The following is a 16,817-nucleotide window of genomic DNA, read 5'->3' as shown; positions in this document are numbered from 1 at the left end:
GGCGACGCCCTCGCCACCGCGCGGATCGCCGGCATCATGGGCGCGAAGAAGACCCCCGACCTGATCCCGCTCTGTCACCCGCTGGCCGTGTCCGGGGTGAAGCTGGACCTCTCCGTCGCCGACGACGCCGTCGAGATCCTCGCCACCGTCAAGACGACCGACCGCACGGGCGTCGAGATGGAGGCGCTGACCGCCGTCGCGGTCGCCGGGCTCACCGTCATCGACATGGTCAAGGCCGTCGACAAGGGCGCCGTCATCACGGACGTCCGGGTGGAGGAGAAGACCGGCGGCAAGTCCGGCGACTGGACGCGCGCGTGAACGCCCCGCGCGGCGGCGACGCCTTCAGCCACGTCCCCTCGTCCGAATCCGCGTCCGTGTCCGAATCCGCCCCCGCGCGGCAGGAGGCGGACGGGGCCCGCGCGCCCGGCCGCGCCCCGCGCGGGCTCGTCGTCACCGCCTCGAACCGCGCCTCGGCGGGCGTCTACGCCGACCGGGGCGGCCCGCTGCTGGCCGAGGGCCTGGAGAAGCTCGGGTTCACGGTGGACGGCCCGCGGGTCGTCCCCGACGGGGACCCGGTCGAGCAGGCGCTGCGCGAGGGCGTGGCCGCCGGGTACGACGTCATCCTCACCACCGGCGGCACCGGCATCTCGCCGACCGACCGCACCCCGGACGCCACCGCGCGGGTGCTGGACTACGAGATCCCCGGCATCCCGCAGGCCATCCGCGCCGAGGGCCTGGCGATCGTGCCGACCGCGGCGCTGTCCCGCGGGCTGGCGGGCGTGGCCGGCCGCACCCTGATCGTGAACCTGCCCGGCTCCACCGGGGGCGTCCGCGACGGCCTCGCGGTCCTCACGCGGATCCTGCCGCACGCGGTGGACCAGATCCGGGGCGGCGACCACCCCGCGCCCGCGGACAGATCCGCCGGGAGCCCGAGCTGAACGGACCCTCCTGGCCCGTGGTGCTGACCGACGGCGACGTCACGCTCCGGCCGATAAAGCTGCGCGACCAGAGCGCCTGGCGCGAGGTCAACCGGCGCAACCGCGACTGGCTCCGGCCGTGGGAGGCGACGATCCCGCCGCCCGCGCCGTGGGGGCCGGTGATCCAGCGGCCGACGTACCGGCAGATGGTCCGCCATCTGCGGGCCGAGGCGAACGCGGGGCGGATGCTGCCCTTCGTCATCGAGTACCGGGGCCGCCTCGTGGGCCAGCTGACGGTCGCCGGGATCACCTGGGGCTCCATGTGCGCGGGCCACGTCGGGTACTGGGTGGACCGCGAGGTGGCGGGCCGGGGCGTGATGCCGACGGCGGTCGCGCTCGCCGTGGACCACTGCTTCACCAAGGTCGGACTGCACCGGATGGAGGTGTGCATCCGGCCGGAGAACGGGCCGAGCCGGCGGGTGGTGGAGAAGCTGGGCTTCCGCGAGGAGGGGCTGCGGCCGCGCTACCTCCACATCGACGGCGCGTGGCGCGACCACCTCGTGTACGCGCTGACGGCGGAGGAGGTCCCGGAGGGCCTGCTGCGCCGCTGGCACCGGTCCCGCACCCAGGGCACCACACCCCCATAAACGAATAACTGTTCGAATTATCGGGGGCGGCGGCCGATTCGCCCATAACCTGATCCGAAGAATCACAAAAAAAGTCCGTGATATCAGCCAGTTCGTGCGACACACCGGTCCAATTGGCGGATCCGCCCGGCCGCGCCCCTCTACGGTGTGAGGTGTGAGCAGCAGCGGCCTCATCTACGCAGTCATTGTCGGGGCCTGGGCCGCCTACTTGGTGCCCATGTGGCTCCGGAGGCAGGACGAGCTGAACGAAGCCCGTCCGACGGAACGCTTCTCCACTGCCATTCGGCTGCTTTCCGGCCGGGCGGGAATGGAGCGCCGTTACGCCAAGGGGCTGCGTGAACGCGGCGACCAGGAGGCCGAGCCCCAGTACCGCGCGGACCCGGACGCCGCGACGGAAACGGTGAATTCCGTGGACGCCGACGGCCGGGTCGTCGGCGTGCCTCCGACTAGGGCGGAACCGAGGTCGGCCGTGGCGGAGCGGCACCGGCGCGAGCAGCGTCTCCAGGTGCTCGCACGCCGCCGTCGCACCACCGCACTCCTCTTCCTGGTCTTCACGCTCGGCGCGGTCGTCGCCGCCGTCGGCGGCCTGGGCTACCTCTGGGCTCCCGCCGTGCCGGCCCTGCTGCTGAGCGCGTACATCGTGCACCTGCGGGTCCAGGAGCGGCGCCGCTACGAGTTCACCATGGACCGGCGCCGTGCCGAGGCAGCCGCGCGGCAGCTGCGCGAGAACCGCCCGCGCCGCCGCGAGCCGGAGGCCGCCGCGGGGTCCGAACCGGACCCTGCGCCACCGGTCTCCCCGCAGGAGGCCGGACGGCGCGCGCTGGTCGAGCAGACCGACCACGCCGAGTGGGTGGACCAGCAGCGCGAACGCGAACGCGGCCCCGCCCGCGGTGACAGCTGGGAGCCGGTCCCGGTCCCGCTGCCGACGTACGTGACGGCCCCGGTCGCCCCGCGCGCCACCGGGCCGGCGACGCCGGACGCCTGGAGCGCGACCCGCTCCAGCACCGCCGAGCCGACGGACCCCCGCCTGCGCGCCCAGCCGGGGCCGGCCGCCGCGAAGGCCGAGCCGAAGGCGGATCAGAAGGCCGGTCAGAAGGCGGACCAGAAGGCCCACCCGAACGCCCGCCTGCGCGGCCAGGGCCGCGGCCGCACGCCGCTGTTCGACCAGTACGAGAGCGACGACCGCCCCCGCGCCGCGAACGAATGACGGACCTGCGCGGACGCTCCCCGGTATCGGTTTTGGAGCACCCGCGCGGGGATGCTAATGTTTCACACGTCGCAAGGGCCTGTGGCGCAGTCTGGTAGCGCACCTCGTTCGCATCGAGGGGGTCTGGGGTTCAAATCCCCACAGGTCCACAGACGACAGTTCGCGAGTAGCTCTCGGGAACGTCACGAGATCCCGTCCGGTCGAAAGACCGGGCGGGATCTCGGCGTTTGACGGGCGTGCCCCGGGCGGGACCCGAACGGGCCCCGCCCGGGGGTGCTTTGATCAGCCGGCCGCCCGGTCCAGCAGCGGACCCGCCCAGTCCGGCAGGGCGGAGGCCGCCGGGCGGGCCGGGCGGGGGTCCGCCGTGATGCCGATGCCGCCCGCCGGATCGCCGTACGCGAAGCTCGCCGACCACCACAGCCAGGAGCGGACGAACAGGTTGGCGCTCCACGCCAGGGCGAGGGCGCCGCGCTGCTCCGGCGTCTCGTACCAGTAGCTGGTGAGGACCACCGCCCGGGAGACCGCCTCGTCCGTGTCGGCCGGGCGGGAATCGGCGGAGAGCCCGGCGCCCAGCACGGACGCCGTGAACCGGTTGTCCGTGAGCAGCCCGCCGGCGTCGCGGACGACCGCGTCCACGAGGTCCGGCGGCAGCTCTAGGGCGTACCGCTCCAGCCGCGCCGGCACCTCGGACAGCGCCGGGTCGGCCGCCGTCTCGGGTCCCGGGACCACGCGCAGGTCGCCCAGCAGCCGGGCATCCGCGGCCCCGGCGGCCAGCGCGTGCACACAGGCCAGCGCGCGCAGGGTCTGCCAGCGGCACAGCGTGTCCAGCAGGGCCATCCGCGAGGCGCGGAACGCCAGCCGCACCGGCCAGTCGGCCGCCCGGACCTCCTGCCCGAGGGCCCGCAGCTCCGCGGGCACCGGACCGGGGAAGACCAGGCTCTGGCCGGGGTCGTAGGACGGCTTCGAGCGGTAGCCCGGCCACTGCTGCGCCCCGGTGGGGTTCTCGCTACTCATTGACTTCATCCGGTTTCGGGGTTCGCCACTTCGCCGCGTCCTTGCCGTCGCGCGGGGTGATGTAGTTCGAGATGTCCTTCTCCTCGACGTGGTAGGCGTGGATCATATGGTCCTGGCGGATGATCACCACCGGGTTGCCGCTCCCGTCCCTGAGGCCGCGGTCGATGATGATCCGGGCCCCCGATGCATCGTCCACGTAGTTGGCCGGCGCGCGCAGCTGGCTGTTCAGGTACTTCTCCAGCTTCGCCTCGTCGCCCCCGATGCCGGACAGGTAGTGGTTCGCCTTGCCGCTCTCCGCCTCGTTGAGCTGGTGGTCGACGCCCTGCGCCGTCCGGGTGCTGTCCGAGTACGGAGCCAGCCCGAACGGGTCGCACCAGCGGTGCGGGTTCGGGACGTACGCCGCCGGGTTCTGCGCCGGGGCGAGGCCCAGCGGGTCGGGGCTCAGGTAGCGGGCGGTCTCGGGGTCGTACGTGCGGAAGAAGTTGTGGTGCAGCCCCGATTCGGGGTCGAAGTACTGGCCGGGGAACCGCAGCGGGGTGTAGGCGGTGGCGTCCCGGCTCCAGGCCGTGGATCCCCACAGCGTCGACCGGCTGCGCCAGGCCAGGCCGCCCTGCTCGTCGACCAGCTCGGTGGGCGCGCCCACCAGGTCGGTGACGATGGCGTAGAACCGTTCGTCGACCACCTCCTGGTCCGCCGTCAGGATCCGTTCCGTCTGCGCCAGCGGGTGCAGGCCCCGGTGGTCCCAGGTCACGGCGACCTCGTGGGCGCCGTCCGCCGTGGTGGTGGCCTGCTCGCACAGCACGTTCCCGTCCCAGGTGAAGACCGTGCGCTCGGCCACCCCCAGGCCGTCGGCCGTCAGCCGCTCCTTCGCCGTGCGCCGGCCCAGCGCGTCGTAGGCGTACCGCCAGCGCGTGCCGTCGGGGGTGGTCACGGCCGTGATGCGGTCGTCGGCGTCCCACGCGTACCGCCAGGTCTCGGGCTTGCGCGAGAGGCGTGACCTGCGGCGCAGCACGACCCGTCCCAGGGCGTCGTACGCGTGGCGGACCCGGCCCGCGGTGATCAGCCGGGTGCCCTCGTAGGTGCGGGGGCCGGTGGCGTCCTGGCCGCCGGGGTGGGAGCCGGGCCAGGAGGCGGAGGACTGGTTGCCCGCCTCGTCGTAGGCGTAGCGCTCGGTCCAGTTCTCGGCCTGCACGGACGTCACCCGGCCGCGCGGGTCGAGGCCGAAGGTCCGCGGCCCGGCCAGCAGGTCGTCGATCCCGGTCAGGGCCCCGTCGGCCCGGTAGGTGTACCCGCGGCGCTGGACGACGGCGTGGCCGGAGCCCGTCAGCAGCTGGTCGGTCAGCCGGCCCGCCCCGTCCCAGCCGCTGCTCAGGGTGACCACGTCGCCGTAGCTGCGGGTGAGCTCACGGCCCGCCGCGTCGTGGGTGAAGCCGATCCGCCGTCCCGCGGTGGTCAGGGCGGCCGGGCGGCCCGTCCCGTCGTACGACCAGGTGGCGGTGGCCCCCGTCGGCGTGGTCCGGCCGGCGCGGCGGCCCGCGGCGTCGTACGCGTAGGTGAGCGTGCGGCCGTCGACCGTCTCCTCCAGCAGGCGGCCCGTCCGGTCGCGCAGCCGGGTCAGGACGCAGTCCCCGCGCACCGCGACCGCGAGCTGGTCGAAGACGTCGTACTCGAACGTCGTCACCTCGCCGGCGGCGTCCTTGCGGACGGTCTGGCCCAGCGCGTTGCGCTCGTACGCGATCGTCTGCCCGAGACCGTCGGTCCGGCCGGTGAGCCGGTCCGCGGCGTCGTAGGAGTACCGCAGCGCCCGGCCGTCGAAGTCCGTCTCCGTGACCAGCCGTCCCGCCGCGTCGTACACGTACTCCCAGGTCAGGCCCTGGGGGTTGCGTACCCCGGTGAGCCGCAGCCCGGCGTCGTACGTGTACTCGTGGCGGGTGCCGTCGGCGTCGGTACGGGCGGTGAGGACGTCGAAGTGGCCGTATTCGAAGCGGACCGGGCCGCCGCCGTGGTCATCCGTGCGGGTCAGGCAGTTGCCCTCGCCGTCGTAGGTCCAGGAGCGCCGGCCGCCGTCCGCGGAGCTGCGGTGCAGCGGCTTCCCCTCCACCGACCACTCGGTGCGCGTGACCGCGCCGAGCGGATCGGTGACCGCGGTCGTGCGCCCGAAGGCGTCGCGTTCGTACGTCGTCGTGGCACCGCGGTGGTCGGTGACCGCGAGGGGCAGCCCGGCCCGGTCGGTGCGGATCCGGGTCACGGCGCCCAGCGGGTCCGTGACCGCGCCGAGGTGGCCGCGCTCGTCGTACGCGAAGCGGGTGACGGACCCGTCGGCCCGGGTGACGGACGTGCGGTTGCCGCGCTCGTCGAAGGTCTGACGGGTGACGGTGCCGTCCGGGGCGATCACCTTCACCGGGCGGCCGAGGTCGTCGTACTCCGCCCGCGCCTCCCGGCCGTCCGGGCGGACCACCGAGACGAGCAGGCCCCGGTCGTCGTACCTGCTGTGCGTGGTGTGGCCGAGCGGGTCGGTGCTCGACGTCCGCCGGCCCCGGGCGTCGTGGCCGTGGCGGGTGACCGCGCCGAGCGGGTCGGTCTCGGCGACGACGCGGCAGCGCTCGTCGAACAGGTAGCGGCGGGTGTGGCCGTCGGCGGTGGTCATGCGCGTCGCGCGCAGGCCGGTCGCCGCGTCGGGCTCGTCGTAGCCGAAGGTGAGTGCGTAGTGGCCCGCCTCACCGGCCTCGGCGACGCAGCGGTCCAGGTCGTCGTACGCGTACTCGTACCGGCTGCCGTTGGTGTCGGTCCAGGAGGTGATGCGCGCACGGTCGTCGTAGGTGAGGCGCAGCGGCAGACCGGAGGAGTTGGTGATCTCGGTCAGGTGCCCGTCGGTGTAGCCGTACGAGAGGATCCGCGGGCCGCCGCTCAGGTGCAGGGCGGTGATCCGCCCGTCGGCGGTCTCGAAGCGCAGGTGGTAGCCGCCGGAGTGGGCGATGCCCAGGGGGGTGCCGTGGGCGTCGTACTCGAAGGTGATCAGGTTGCCGTTGCGGTCCTCCAGCAGGGAGACCGGCGCGATGCCGTCGTCGGCGCCGTCCACCGGCGGGGCGAAGCGGCGCGTGTGGCCCGTGGCCGGGTCGGTCAGCGTCCAGTCGCCGTCCGGGGTGCGTTCCAGCGGGTGCTGCGGGGCCGACGCGGACAGGGGCGTCACCGGAAGGCCGGGCGCCGGGTGCGGGTAGGCGACGACGAGGCCGTCCTCCGCCACCAGGACGACGCCCTCGGCGTCGATCTCCAGGTGCTGGTCGACGGTGGAGGACCAGGCCGGCCCGAACCAGCGGCCCGCCGTGTAGCCGGATTCCGCGCGGCGCGTGAAGACGAGCGGCAGCGCGCCGGGCAGGACCACGTCCGTCTGCGGCAGGTACATCCGGCCGGTGGCGAGGTCGACGGGGTCGGTGTACTTGCTGGGCTTCTCCAGGTCGGGCCGCTCGCCCGGGTGGGGTCCGTGCTCGCCCAGGCCGGTGCGGCCCGGGCCCTTCTTGACGTCGTCGAGGTGTTCGAGGTCCCTGACGCCCTTGGCGCCCGCGCCGAGCTCGCCCAGGCCCTTGTCGGCCAGGAGCTGGGGGATCAGCTTGCCGACGCCCTCCGAGGGGTCCTTCATGAACTCGTCGAGCATCTGCTTGCCCGCGCCCCACGGATCGTTGACGGCGGTGACCAGGCCCGCGGCCGTGGAGTTCAGGCTCGTCAGGTACTCGGCGGGGTGGGTGATGTTGTAGATGTCGTACGGGTTGAGCGCCCGGGCGAAATCGACCATGTCGGCCGTGCCCTTGATGATGCCGCCCGCGAGGTGGGTCTGGGCGAGGTCCAGATAGTCCAGGCCGTCGCCGAGCTGCTCGGTGTACGAGGGTTTCGGCGGTGCCGCGTCGCGGGCCGCGCGGACCGCCGTGGCGGCCGTCTGCGCGACCTCGTTGCGCTGTTTGCGCGCGCGGTCGAGCTTGTCCTGAGCGGCCGTGGCCATGGCCTCGCCGGGGTCCTGGAAGTCCCCGGTCGGCTTCGGCGGCAGCGGGTCCTTCTTCGCCTTGACGGCGTCCTTGTAGGCGTCGATCTCGTCGTTGTGCGCGGTGCGGGCGTCGTTGGAGGCCTTCCTGGCCTTCTCGTAGTCCTCCAGGGCCTCCTTGGCCTGGCCCTGTGCCCACTCCACCGTGTCCGCGAACCGGCTCATCGCGTCCGCGGCCTTCCCGAAGGACTCCGCCGCCTTGAACCACCGGGGCGGCTCCTTGGCCACCTTCTCCCGGAAGGTGTCCGCCGTCCTGCCCTTGAGGCCGTCGGGCTCCGCGATGCCCTTGAGGCCGTTGCCGACGAGCGTGAACGAGCGCTCGAAGTCGCTCAGGTGCGAGACCTGGGCCCGGATCTTGGAGACGCTGCCGTAGACCAGCTTCTTCGGGTCGTCGGTCTGCCCGAGCTCCAGCTCGGAGACGTCCGCCCCCAGCTGGTTGGCGGCCGAGCGGCTCTTGTCGCGGATCCAGTCGCCCGCCTCGTCCAGGCCCACCTTGTCGGCGAGCCCGGCCAGTTTGTCGCCGGTCCACTCGATCGCGTCGCCGACGTCCTCGACGCGGTCCTCGACCCAGTCCTCGACCGGATCGGGTATGAAGTCGCCCAGCCCCATCAGCCGTTGCCCCCCTTGCCGTCGGCCTGGTCCAGCAGGTCCTTCAGCGAACCGATCTTCCCGGTGGACGTCACCGTGTCCTTCGTGTCCGACCAGGTCTTCCCGATGTCCTCGGCGCCCTTCTCGAACGACTGCGCGCTGTAGTCCGGCTTGTAGACGTCGGCCGAGAAGATGTCGCCCCAGCCCTTCTTCGCGATCTCCTCGTCGGAGGCGTGCGGATTGCCGTACGCGGCGTTCACGGCGACCTTGAAGGCGCCCTGGACGTACTGGTCCTCCTCCCACACCGTGCCGGCCGCGATGCCGAGGGACTGCGCGAGGGTGCTGGCGTTCTGCACGAGGCTGCGCACGCCCCACTCCCAGCGTTCGCAGAAGTCCTCGAAGTCCTTGGACAGGCCCATGTGGCCCGCCTCCATGCCCGTCATGGCCAGGTCGCCGAAGCCCGCGCCCTGCGAGGCGCCCGCGGCGTCCGAGGATTCGCGCAGTTCCGAGATCGCCGCGCGCAGGCCGTCCTGCACCGCCTTGACCGCGTCGGGGGAGACTTCGAGGTCCCCGTCCCCCGCCATCAGGCCGCGCCCGTACGGTCGGTGTCCACGGCGTACGCGTCGGGGACGATGCCCGAGACGGGCGGGAAGAACATCGAGCCGTCCTCGTCGGCCACGTTGACGGCCACGCCCGCCGGTCCGTCGACCATCGGGATCACGGCGTCGGTGAGACGGGCGCCGAGGACCGAGAGGTACTCCCACGGGCGGCCGGCGTCCGCGCGCGCCACCGCGAACCGGGCCAGGGCCTGCTCGTCGGTGAAGGCGTAGAACCAGCGGATGCCGCCCGTCACGGCCGACATGAGGCCGTCGTGGGCGCCGTCGTCACCGACGGCGAGCGGGACGAGCAGGGCGGTGCGGCGGAACTCGCCCACCAGACGCGCCGGGTCGCCCCGGCCTCCGCGGATCGCGGCGATTTCTGCGGTCAGTTCCACGACGCAAGCCCCCTTCGTGAGATCCGATCTCTGGGTGGGACACGTTCCCGGCCCCTTGGCCGGTTCCTCGCACCGGCCGGATCTCCCCGGCCGTGCGGGCGGTGGGCGCACTCCGGAGAATGGGCCCATGACGGTCTTCGACGGTGGGACGCGGCAGGCGTGGGGTGCGCTCGGCGGGGCGGAGGGATCGGCGGGGCGGGTGGCCTACCGGGGCGCGAGCGGCCTGGGGGAGGGGCCGCTGCCCGTACGGGAGCTGGCGCGGGCCACCGTCGGGGTGTGCGCGCTGGCCGCCGCGGAGCTGGCCGCCGTACGGGCCGGGCGCCCTGCGGACGCGGTGGAGCCGCTCGTGGTGGACGAGGGGGCGGTGGCCACGGCGTTCGTCAGCGAGCGGCACCTGCGGGTCCGGGGGCGCGCACCGGTGAACTTCGCCCCGCTGTCGGGGTTCTGGCGGGCGGCGGACGGGTGGGTGCGCACGCACGCCAACTATCCGCATCACCGGGACGCCCTGGTACGGGCGTTGGGGCCGGCGTCCGCGACCCCCGGGGCGCTGCGGGACGCCGTGGCGGGCCGCACGGCCGCCGAGGTGCAGGAGGCGGTGTACGCGGCGGGCGGGCTGGCCGTCGCCGTGGCGGACGGGTACGGGGATCCGCAGCCGCTGGTGGAGGTGCGGGAGTCCGGGGGCGCCGGGCGGGAGCTCGGGCCGGGCGCGCTGCCGGCGGCCGGGGTGCGGGTGCTGGACCTGACCCGGGTCATCGCGGGACCGGTCGCGACGCGCACGCTCGGGCTGCTGGGGGCGGACGTGCTGCGGATCGACCCGGCGCGGCCGGCGGAGTCGGACGACGCGTACGCGGACACCGGGTTCGGGAAGCGGTCGGCGCTGCTGGACCTGGCGGACGCGGGGGACCGGGCCGTCTTCGAGGGACTGCTGGCCGGGGCCGACGTGGTGGTGACCGGGTACCGGCCGGGGGCGCTGGAGCGGTACGGGCTCGGGGCGGACGAGCTGCTGGAGCGGCGGCCCGGGCTGGTGGTGGCCCAGCTGTGCGCGTGGGGGTGGAGCGGGCCGTGGGCGTCACGGCGGGGGTTCGACTCGCTGGTGCAGGCCGGCTACGGGCTGGCCGCGGCGTACGGCGAGGGCGGGGTCCCCGGGGTGCTGCCGGCGCAGGCGCTGGACCACGGGACCGGGTACCTGGTCGCCGCGGGCGTGCTGCGGGCGCTGGCCTGCGGGGGCGGGCGGTCCCTGCGGTTCTCGCTGGCGGGGACGGCTTCGTGGCTGGTGCGGGACGTGCCGCGGGCCGCCCCCGCCGGTGCGGGCTACGCGGCGGGGCCGTGGCTGAGGGAGACGGATTCGGGGTACGGGGTGCTGCGGCACGCGGTGTCCCCGCTGCCGTTCGGGGACTGGGGGCGGGGTCCGTCCCGGTGGGGGACGGACCGGGCGCAGTGGCTCCCGCGGTAGGCCGCGGGAGGGCGGTGCGTCACGGCCGGAGCGGTTTGGCCATGCAGCGGCTCGACTCGTACGTGCGGTAGTGGCCGAACTTCGGTGCCGGGGTGTAGCCCGACGAGAGGTAGAGGGCTATGGCCTCCGGCTGCTGGTCTCCCGTCTCCAGGGCCATGCGGGTGCGGCCCGCCGCGCGGGCGTCGGCCTCCAGCGCGGCCAGGATGCGGCGGGCCAGGCCCAGGCCGCGGGCCTCGGGGACCACGTACATGCGCTTGAGCTCGGCGTCGCCGTCCGAGTAGCCCTCGTCGTTCTCGTCCTGGCTGCGCCAGCCGCCGCTGGCGACCGGCGTGCCCGAGGCGTCGTACGCGAGCAGGTACAGGCCGCGCGGCGGGGCGAACATCGCCGGGTCGAGGAATGTGACATCTCCCTCACCGCCGTAGCGCGCCTGGTATTCGAGCTGGACCTGGTCGTTGAGTTTGACCGCGTCCGGGTGGTCGTAGGGCATGACGCGGAGCTGTATCCCGTGAGACATCGGGACATCGTACGGAAGGCTCCCGTTATGGTGCGGGGATGCTCACCGTGACCTCCGTGAATGTGAATGGGATCCGCGCCGCCGCCAAGAAGGGGTTCTCCCCGTGGCTGGCCGGGTCGGATGCCGACGTGGTCTGCCTCCAGGAGGTGCGGGCCGAGGAGGGCCAGATCCCGGACGGGGTGCGCACGCCCGAGGGCTGGCACACGGTGTTCGCGCCGGCCGCCGCCAAGGGGCGGGCCGGGGTCGCGCTGTACACGCGCCGTGCGCCCGAGCGGGTGCAGGTGGGATTCGGGAGCGACGAGTTCGACGCCGCCGGGCGCTACCTGGAGGTGGATCTTCCGGGCGTCACGGTCGCCAGCCTGTACCTGCCCTCCGGCGAGGCCGGGACCGAGAAGCAGGACGAGAAGTACCGCTTCATGGCGGAGTTCCTCCCGTACCTCGTCGGGCTGAGGGCGCGCGCCGCGGGCGAGGGCCGGGAGGTCGTCGTGTGCGGCGACTGGAACATCTGCCACCGGGAAGCCGACCTCAAGAACTGGAAGACCAACCGCAAGAACGCCGGCTTCCTGCCCGAGGAGCGGGAGTGGCTCGGGAAGGTGTACGAGGAGGCGGGGTACGTGGACGTGGTCCGCGAGCTGCACCCGGACACCGAGGGGCCGTACTCCTGGTGGTCCTACCGCGGGCGGGCCTTCGACAACGACGCCGGCTGGCGCATCGACCTCCAGGTCGCCACCCCAGGGCTGGCCGCCAGGGCCGTCAAGGCGTTCGTCGAGCGTGCCGAGACGCACCCGGAGCGCTGGTCCGACCACGCGCCCGTGACCGTGGTCTACGAGCTCGGCTCCTGAGTCCCTGAGGCCAGGAGGCGGTCCATCGCCATGCCGAGTTCCGCCTCCACCACGCTCTTGGCGAGGGGGCGCAGCCGCGGGAGGGCCTCCTCCGTCAGATGGGCGGAGATCAGCTCCGTGAACAGGGCCGCCATGGCGTCCGCGTGCTCGCGGACCCGGCGGCCCGTCTCCAGGACGGCCGAGAGCGGGACCCCTTCGCGGACCAGCGCCGAGGAGACGTCCAGCAGCCGGCGGCTGACGTGCACGATCTCGTCGCCGTCGGTGGCGAGGTAGCCGAGGTCGAGGGAGGCCGCCAGGTTCTCCGGGGTGACCTCGCCCTCGAAGTAGTCGGCGAGCGCCTCCGGCGTCAGGCGCACGGGGGTCTCCTCGGACCAGCCGATGCCGAGCAGTTCGCCGAGCTGGCCGACGTCGCGCCCGTTCTCGAAGGCGGCGGTCAGCTCGGCGATGCCGCCGAGGGTGTGACCGCGTTCGAGCAGGGCGGCGATGGTGCGCAGCCGGGCCAGGTGGTGGTCGTCGTACCAGGCGATCCGGCCCGCGCGGCGCGGCGCCGGCAGGAGCTTGCGCTCGCGGTAGAAGCGCAGGGTGCGGACGGGGATGCCGGCCGCCTCGGCCAGTTCCTCCGTACGGTATTCGCGCACTGTCATCCCCGCTTCCGTGTCTGCCACAGGCGCAGCCTATGGCGTACCGGCAGTAACTTTCCGGCCGCGACCTCTACCCATGAGTACGGAGCTGCTCTACCCTCCCGATTGTGCCAGTGATTGCTGGCAGCATTGAAGGTGGTCGTGGTTGTGGTTGTGACGGGCTTGGCTTGGCTGGACTGCGGAGGGCGGCGGGCATGAGTGGTGGCATGGGCGAGCGCAAGCACGTACGAGTGGCGGTGATCGGGTCCGGCTTCGGCGGACTGGGCGCGGCCGTCCGGCTGCGCCGCGAGGGGATCACGGACTTCGTCGTACTGGAACGGGCCGATTCCGTCGGCGGGACCTGGCGCGACAACAGCTACCCCGGGTGCGCCTGCGACGTCCCCTCCCATCTGTACTCGTTCTCGTTCGCGCCCAACCCCGACTGGCCGCGGACGTTCTCCGGGCAGCCGGCCATCCGCGCGTACCTGGAGCACGTCGCCGACACCTTCGGGCTGCGCCCGCACATCCGGCTGAACTCCGAGGTCCGGATGGCGCGCTGGGACGCCGACGCGCTGAGGTGGGAGATCGAGACCGAGGGCGGGGACCTCACCGCCGACGTGGTGGTCTCGGCCACCGGACCGCTGTCCGACCCGAAGATGCCGGAGATTCCCGGGCTCGCCGACTTCCCCGGCAAGGTCTTCCACTCCGCGCGCTGGGACCACGACTACGACCTGCGCGGCAAGCGCGTCGCCATGATCGGCACCGGCGCCTCGGCCATCCAGATCGTCCCGGCCATCGCGCCCGACGTGGAGCGGCTCACGCTGTTCCAGCGGACCCCGCCGTGGGTGATGCCGCGCACCGACCGCGCCATCAGCGGCGCGGAACGCTGGCTGCACCGTCAGCTGCCGTTCACCCGGGCGGCCCGGCGCGGGCTGCTCTGGGGGATCCGGGAGCTCCAGGTCAGCGCGTTCACCAAACGGCCGAACCAGCTCGGGCTCATCGAATCGCTGGCCAAGGCCAACATGGCGCGCTCCATCAAGGACCCGGCCCTGCTGGCCAAGCTGACGCCCTCGTACCGGATCGGCTGCAAGCGGATCCTGCTCTCCAGCGACTACTACCCGGCGCTCGCCCGGCCGAACGTGGACCTGGTCGCCTCCGGCCTCCAGGAGATCCGCGGCTCGGTGCTGGTCGCCGCCGACGGGACGGAGACCGAGGCCGACGCGATCGTCTTCGGCACCGGCTTCCACGTCACGGACATGCCGATCGCGGACCGGGTGGTGGGCGCCGACGGCCGGACCCTCGCCGACCACTGGAAGGACGGGATGCAGTCGCTGCGCGGGGCGACCGCGGCCGGCTTCCCCAACTGGATGACGATCATCGGGCCGAACACCGGGCTCGGCAACAGCTCGATGATCCTGATGATCGAGTCGCAGCTGAACTACATGGCGGACTACCTGCGCCAGCTGAGCGTCCTGGGCGGGCGGGTCGCGCTCGCGGCCCGGCCCTCCGCCGTGAACCAGTGGAACCGGCAGGTCCAGACCCGCATGGAGCGGACGGTGTGGAACACCGGCGGCTGCACCAGCTGGTACCTCGACGCGCAGGGCCGCAACACGACGGTCTGGCCGGGCACCACCGGCGAGTTCCGCAAGGAGACGCGCGGCGTGGACCTCTCCGAGTACGAGGTCGTCCGGCTGCGGGAGGGCGACGGCGAGCGGGTCCCCGTCCAGAGCGCGGGGGCCCCGGCCAAGGCCACGGGCAAGACCGGTGCGGGCGGGAGCGGCACGGGCAGGACCGGCACGGGCAGGACCGGCAAGGCCGCCACCACGGCCACCGCCGCCGAGGGGGACGCCGCGTGAGCCGGACCGCGTACGTCACCTCCGGCCGGTACGCCCCGCCCGCCGCCCGGCGCGAGCTGGTGGCGGTCTCCGCCGACGGCTCCCGCCTGCACGTGGAGGAACACGGGGAGGCGGACGCCCCGGCCGTGGTGCTGGCCCACGGCTGGACCTGCTCGACCGCGTTCTGGGCCGCGCAGATCCGCGAGCTCGCCCGCGACCACCGGGTCATCGCCTACGACCAGCGCGGGCACGGCCGCAGCCCCGCCGCCTCCCGCTACGACACCACCGCCCTCGCCGACGACCTGGTCGCCGTCCTGCGGTCCACCCTGGACCCCGGTGAGCGCGCGGTCGTCGCCGGGCACTCCATGGGCGGAATGACGATCATGGCCGCCGGCGGGCGGCCGGAGTTCGCCGAGCACGCTGCCGCCGCGCTGCTGTGCAGCACCGGCAGCGCCCGGCTGGTCGCGGAAGCGCTGGTCGTGCCGCTGCGCCCCGGGCGCGCCAGGACCCGCATCACCGGCGCGGTGCTCGGTGCGCGCGCCCCTCTCGGCCCCGTCACGCCGGTCGCCAAGCGGGTGCTGAAGTACGCGACGATGGGCCCGGGGTCCGCACCCGACAAGGTCGAGGCCTGCGCCCGCATCGTGCACGGCTGCCCCACCGGCGTCCGGCACGCCTGGTCCGAAGTGCTCGCCTCGCTGGACCTGGAGGCGGACCTCGCGGCGCTGACCGTGCCCACCGCCGTCATCGGCGGCAAGAACGACCGGCTCACCCCGATCGTGCACGCCCGGGGGCTCGCCGCCGCACTGCCGCACTGCGTGGGGCTGACCGAGCTGACCGGCATGGGGCACATGACCCCGATCGAGGCGCCCGAGGCCGTCACGAACGCCGTGCGCGAGCTGACCACCCACTTCCTCGAGGACCTGAAGGAGAAGACGCCGTGAGCGCGAGCAGGAGTCTGGAAGGCCGGGTCGCCGTCGTCACCGGGGCCGCACGCGGGGTCGGTGAACTCCTCGCCCGCAAACTGTCCGCGCGCGGCGCGAAGGTGGCCCTGGTGGGCCTGGAGCCGCAGGCCCTCAAGGAGGTCTCCGAGCGGCTGCACACCGACAGCGACCACTGGCACGCCGACGTCACCGACCACGAGGCCATGGCCCGCGTCGCCCGGGAGGTCAAGCAGCGCTTCGGCAAGGTCGACATCGTCGTCGCCAACGCGGGCGTGGCCGCCGGCGGGCCGTTCGCCGACTCCGACCCCGACGCCTGGCGCCGGGTGATCGAGGTCAACCTGATCGGCGGGGCCGTCACCGCGCGCGCCTTCCTCCCCGTACTGGCCGAGAGCCGCGGCTACTTCCTCCAGATCGCCTCGCTCGCCGCGATCACGCCCGCGCCGATGATGAGCGCGTACTGCGCCTCCAAGTCCGGCGTCGAGGCCTTCGCGCACTGCCTGCGCGCCGAAGTCGGCCACAAGGGCGTCCGGGTGGGCGTCGGCTACCTCTCCTGGACCGACACCGACATGGTGCGCGGCGCCGACCAGGACGAGGTGATGCGGGAGCTGCGCCAGAGGCTGCCGTGGCCGTCGAACCGCACGTACCCGCTGGGCCCGGCCGTGGACCGGATCGTCGCCGGGATCGAGCGGCGCTCGCCGCACGTGTACGCGCAGTGGTGGCTGCGCGGGATGCAGGGCGTGCGCGGCTGCCTGCCCGGGATCATCGCGACCGTCGGCCGGCGGGAGATGCAGCGCTTCGAACCCAGGCTGTCGCACGTCTCCCGCGGGCTGGTCGGAGCCGGAGGGGCCGCCGACGAGAAGGAACGGGCAGGGGACACGGGGCGTCATTGATCGAAATGCGAGCTTTGTCCGCCCGTGCAAATCTGGTCGAGCCCCGTCCCCTACACCCCTCCAGGAGTGAACAGCATGGGCATCAAGGACCAGTTCCAGGACAAGGCGAACGAGCTCAAGGACAAGGCGAAGACGGGCCGGCAGGGCGCCCGGGACGAGGCGTCCGAGCGCGCTGCGCAGGCCCCCGAACAGGGCAAGAAGAAGAAGGAAAAGGTCCACGACGAGCTCGATGACAACTGGGACTTCTGAGGCCCGCACACCCCGGGAACCGGCGAGCGGGCGGGGCGCCCGCGGGCGGCGGGGCGGGCCCCGCCCCCCCCCG

16 protein-coding genes and 1 tRNA gene are annotated in these 16,817 nt (G+C 73.5%); 11 read left to right on the top strand and 6 right to left on the bottom strand.

Annotated features, from left to right (window positions below; genetic code table 11):
* The 5 genes from moaC to ACFXA3_RS13015 all read left to right on the top strand — a co-directional run.
* A partial coding sequence (gene moaC, locus ACFXA3_RS13035; RefSeq protein WP_385185973.1) for a cyclic pyranopterin monophosphate synthase MoaC occupies positions 1-318 on the top strand: 318 nt, incomplete at its 5' end.
* A 56-nt stretch (positions 319-374) separates the two neighbouring features.
* Positions 375-938 (top strand): molybdenum cofactor biosynthesis protein B, encoded by a 564-nt coding sequence (locus tag ACFXA3_RS13030; RefSeq protein ID WP_385185979.1) that lies wholly within the window; start codon positions 375-377, stop codon positions 936-938.
* Between the two features lie 17 nt (positions 939-955).
* Positions 956-1,564, top strand: coding sequence for a GNAT family N-acetyltransferase (locus tag ACFXA3_RS13025; protein WP_385185971.1), 609 nt, complete (start codon positions 956-958; stop codon positions 1,562-1,564).
* A 154-nt stretch (positions 1,565-1,718) separates the two neighbouring features.
* Positions 1,719-2,771, top strand: a complete 1,053-nt coding sequence (locus ACFXA3_RS13020; RefSeq protein WP_385185968.1) for a hypothetical protein — start codon at positions 1,719-1,721, stop codon at positions 2,769-2,771.
* Positions 2,772-2,846: 75 nt separating this feature from the next.
* Positions 2,847-2,920, top strand: a tRNA-Ala gene (locus ACFXA3_RS13015).
* Between the two features lie 133 nt (positions 2,921-3,053).
* On the opposite strand, the gene ACFXA3_RS13010 is transcribed toward ACFXA3_RS13015, so the two are convergent.
* Genes ACFXA3_RS13010 through ACFXA3_RS12995 form a run of 4 tightly spaced genes read right to left on the bottom strand, consistent with a single transcriptional unit; the run spans position 3,054 to position 9,400 of the window.
* Positions 3,054-3,785: a hypothetical protein gene (locus ACFXA3_RS13010; protein ID WP_385185965.1), complete on the bottom strand. Its 732-nt coding sequence runs from the start codon at positions 3,783-3,785 to the stop codon at positions 3,054-3,056.
* Entirely contained in the window at positions 3,778-8,427 is a 4,650-nt protein-coding gene (locus tag ACFXA3_RS13005; RefSeq protein WP_385185963.1) for a putative T7SS-secreted protein, read from the bottom strand. Before ACFXA3_RS13005 ends, ACFXA3_RS13010 begins: the two co-directional genes overlap by 8 nt.
* Positions 8,427-8,990: a hypothetical protein gene (locus ACFXA3_RS13000; protein ID WP_385185960.1), complete on the bottom strand. Its 564-nt coding sequence runs from the start codon at positions 8,988-8,990 to the stop codon at positions 8,427-8,429. Before ACFXA3_RS13000 ends, ACFXA3_RS13005 begins: the two co-directional genes overlap by 1 nt.
* Positions 8,990-9,400 (bottom strand): SseB family protein, encoded by a 411-nt coding sequence (locus ACFXA3_RS12995; RefSeq protein ID WP_385185957.1) that lies wholly within the window; start codon positions 9,398-9,400, stop codon positions 8,990-8,992. The genes ACFXA3_RS13000 and ACFXA3_RS12995 overlap by 1 nt, the downstream gene beginning before the upstream one ends.
* Before the next feature lie 127 nt (positions 9,401-9,527).
* Here ACFXA3_RS12995 and ACFXA3_RS12990 point away from each other — a divergent pair, with 127 nt between their 5' ends.
* Positions 9,528-10,853 carry a CoA transferase gene (locus ACFXA3_RS12990; RefSeq protein WP_385185954.1) on the top strand — a complete coding sequence of 442 codons (1,326 nt, stop codon included), beginning with the start codon at positions 9,528-9,530 and terminating at the stop codon, positions 10,851-10,853.
* 19 nt (positions 10,854-10,872) lie between these two features.
* Here the strand turns inward: ACFXA3_RS12990 and ACFXA3_RS12985 are convergent, their stop codons facing one another.
* Entirely contained in the window at positions 10,873-11,367 is a 495-nt protein-coding gene (locus ACFXA3_RS12985) for a GNAT family N-acetyltransferase (RefSeq protein ID WP_385185951.1), read from the bottom strand.
* 38 nt (positions 11,368-11,405) lie between these two features.
* On the opposite strand from ACFXA3_RS12985, the gene ACFXA3_RS12980 reads away from it, so the two are divergent.
* On the top strand, positions 11,406-12,209 hold the full coding sequence (locus ACFXA3_RS12980) for an exodeoxyribonuclease III (protein WP_385185948.1): 804 nt from the start codon (positions 11,406-11,408) through the stop codon (positions 12,207-12,209).
* Here the strand turns inward: ACFXA3_RS12980 and ACFXA3_RS12975 are convergent.
* Positions 12,191-12,853 carry a MerR family transcriptional regulator gene (locus ACFXA3_RS12975; RefSeq protein ID WP_385185945.1) on the bottom strand — a complete coding sequence of 221 codons (663 nt, stop codon included), beginning with the start codon at positions 12,851-12,853 and terminating at the stop codon, positions 12,191-12,193. The genes ACFXA3_RS12980 and ACFXA3_RS12975 overlap by 19 nt on opposite strands.
* Before the next feature lie 203 nt (positions 12,854-13,056).
* Between ACFXA3_RS12975 and ACFXA3_RS12970 the strand changes: the two genes are divergently transcribed.
* From ACFXA3_RS12970 to ACFXA3_RS12955, 4 genes are all read left to right on the top strand, one after another.
* On the top strand, positions 13,057-14,685 hold the full coding sequence (locus ACFXA3_RS12970; RefSeq protein WP_385185976.1) for a flavin-containing monooxygenase: 1,629 nt from the start codon (positions 13,057-13,059) through the stop codon (positions 14,683-14,685).
* Positions 14,682-15,605, top strand: coding sequence for an alpha/beta fold hydrolase (locus tag ACFXA3_RS12965; RefSeq protein ID WP_385185943.1), 924 nt, complete (start codon positions 14,682-14,684; stop codon positions 15,603-15,605). Before ACFXA3_RS12970 ends, ACFXA3_RS12965 begins: the two co-directional genes overlap by 4 nt.
* Entirely contained in the window at positions 15,602-16,495 is an 894-nt protein-coding gene (locus ACFXA3_RS12960) for an SDR family oxidoreductase (protein WP_385185941.1), read from the top strand. Before ACFXA3_RS12965 ends, ACFXA3_RS12960 begins: the two co-directional genes overlap by 4 nt.
* Before the next feature lie 75 nt (positions 16,496-16,570).
* The gene (locus ACFXA3_RS12955; RefSeq protein WP_385185938.1) at positions 16,571-16,744 is read left to right on the top strand and encodes a hypothetical protein; all 174 of its coding nucleotides are present in this window, start codon (positions 16,571-16,573) and stop codon (positions 16,742-16,744) included.
* Positions 16,745-16,817 lie beyond the last annotated feature (73 nt).

Source organism: Streptomyces sp. NPDC059456, assembly GCF_042750055.1.
Classification (GTDB): Bacteria; Actinomycetota; Actinomycetes; order Streptomycetales; family Streptomycetaceae; genus Streptomyces.
This window is presented reverse-complemented; position numbering and strand designations above follow the sequence as displayed.

Excerpts from the sequence above, each read along its gene's own strand:
- ACFXA3_RS13010 (WP_385185965.1), bottom strand. The coding sequence starts at position 3,785 with ATGAGTAGCGAGAACCCCACCGGGGCGCAGCAGTGGCCGGGCTACCGC.
- ACFXA3_RS13005 (WP_385185963.1), bottom strand. The coding sequence starts at position 8,427 with ATGGGGCTGGGCGACTTCATACCCGATCCGGTCGAGGACTGGGTCGAG.
- ACFXA3_RS13000 (WP_385185960.1), bottom strand. The coding sequence starts at position 8,990 with ATGGCGGGGGACGGGGACCTCGAAGTCTCCCCCGACGCGGTCAAGGCG.
- ACFXA3_RS12990 (WP_385185954.1), top strand. The coding sequence starts at position 9,528 with ATGACGGTCTTCGACGGTGGGACGCGGCAGGCGTGGGGTGCGCTCGGC.
- ACFXA3_RS12985 (WP_385185951.1), bottom strand. The coding sequence starts at position 11,367 with ATGTCTCACGGGATACAGCTCCGCGTCATGCCCTACGACCACCCGGAC.
- ACFXA3_RS12980 (WP_385185948.1), top strand. The coding sequence starts at position 11,406 with ATGCTCACCGTGACCTCCGTGAATGTGAATGGGATCCGCGCCGCCGCC.
- ACFXA3_RS12975 (WP_385185945.1), bottom strand. The coding sequence starts at position 12,853 with ATGACAGTGCGCGAATACCGTACGGAGGAACTGGCCGAGGCGGCCGGC.
- ACFXA3_RS12970 (WP_385185976.1), top strand. The coding sequence starts at position 13,057 with ATGGGCGAGCGCAAGCACGTACGAGTGGCGGTGATCGGGTCCGGCTTC.
- ACFXA3_RS12955 (WP_385185938.1), top strand. The coding sequence starts at position 16,571 with ATGGGCATCAAGGACCAGTTCCAGGACAAGGCGAACGAGCTCAAGGAC.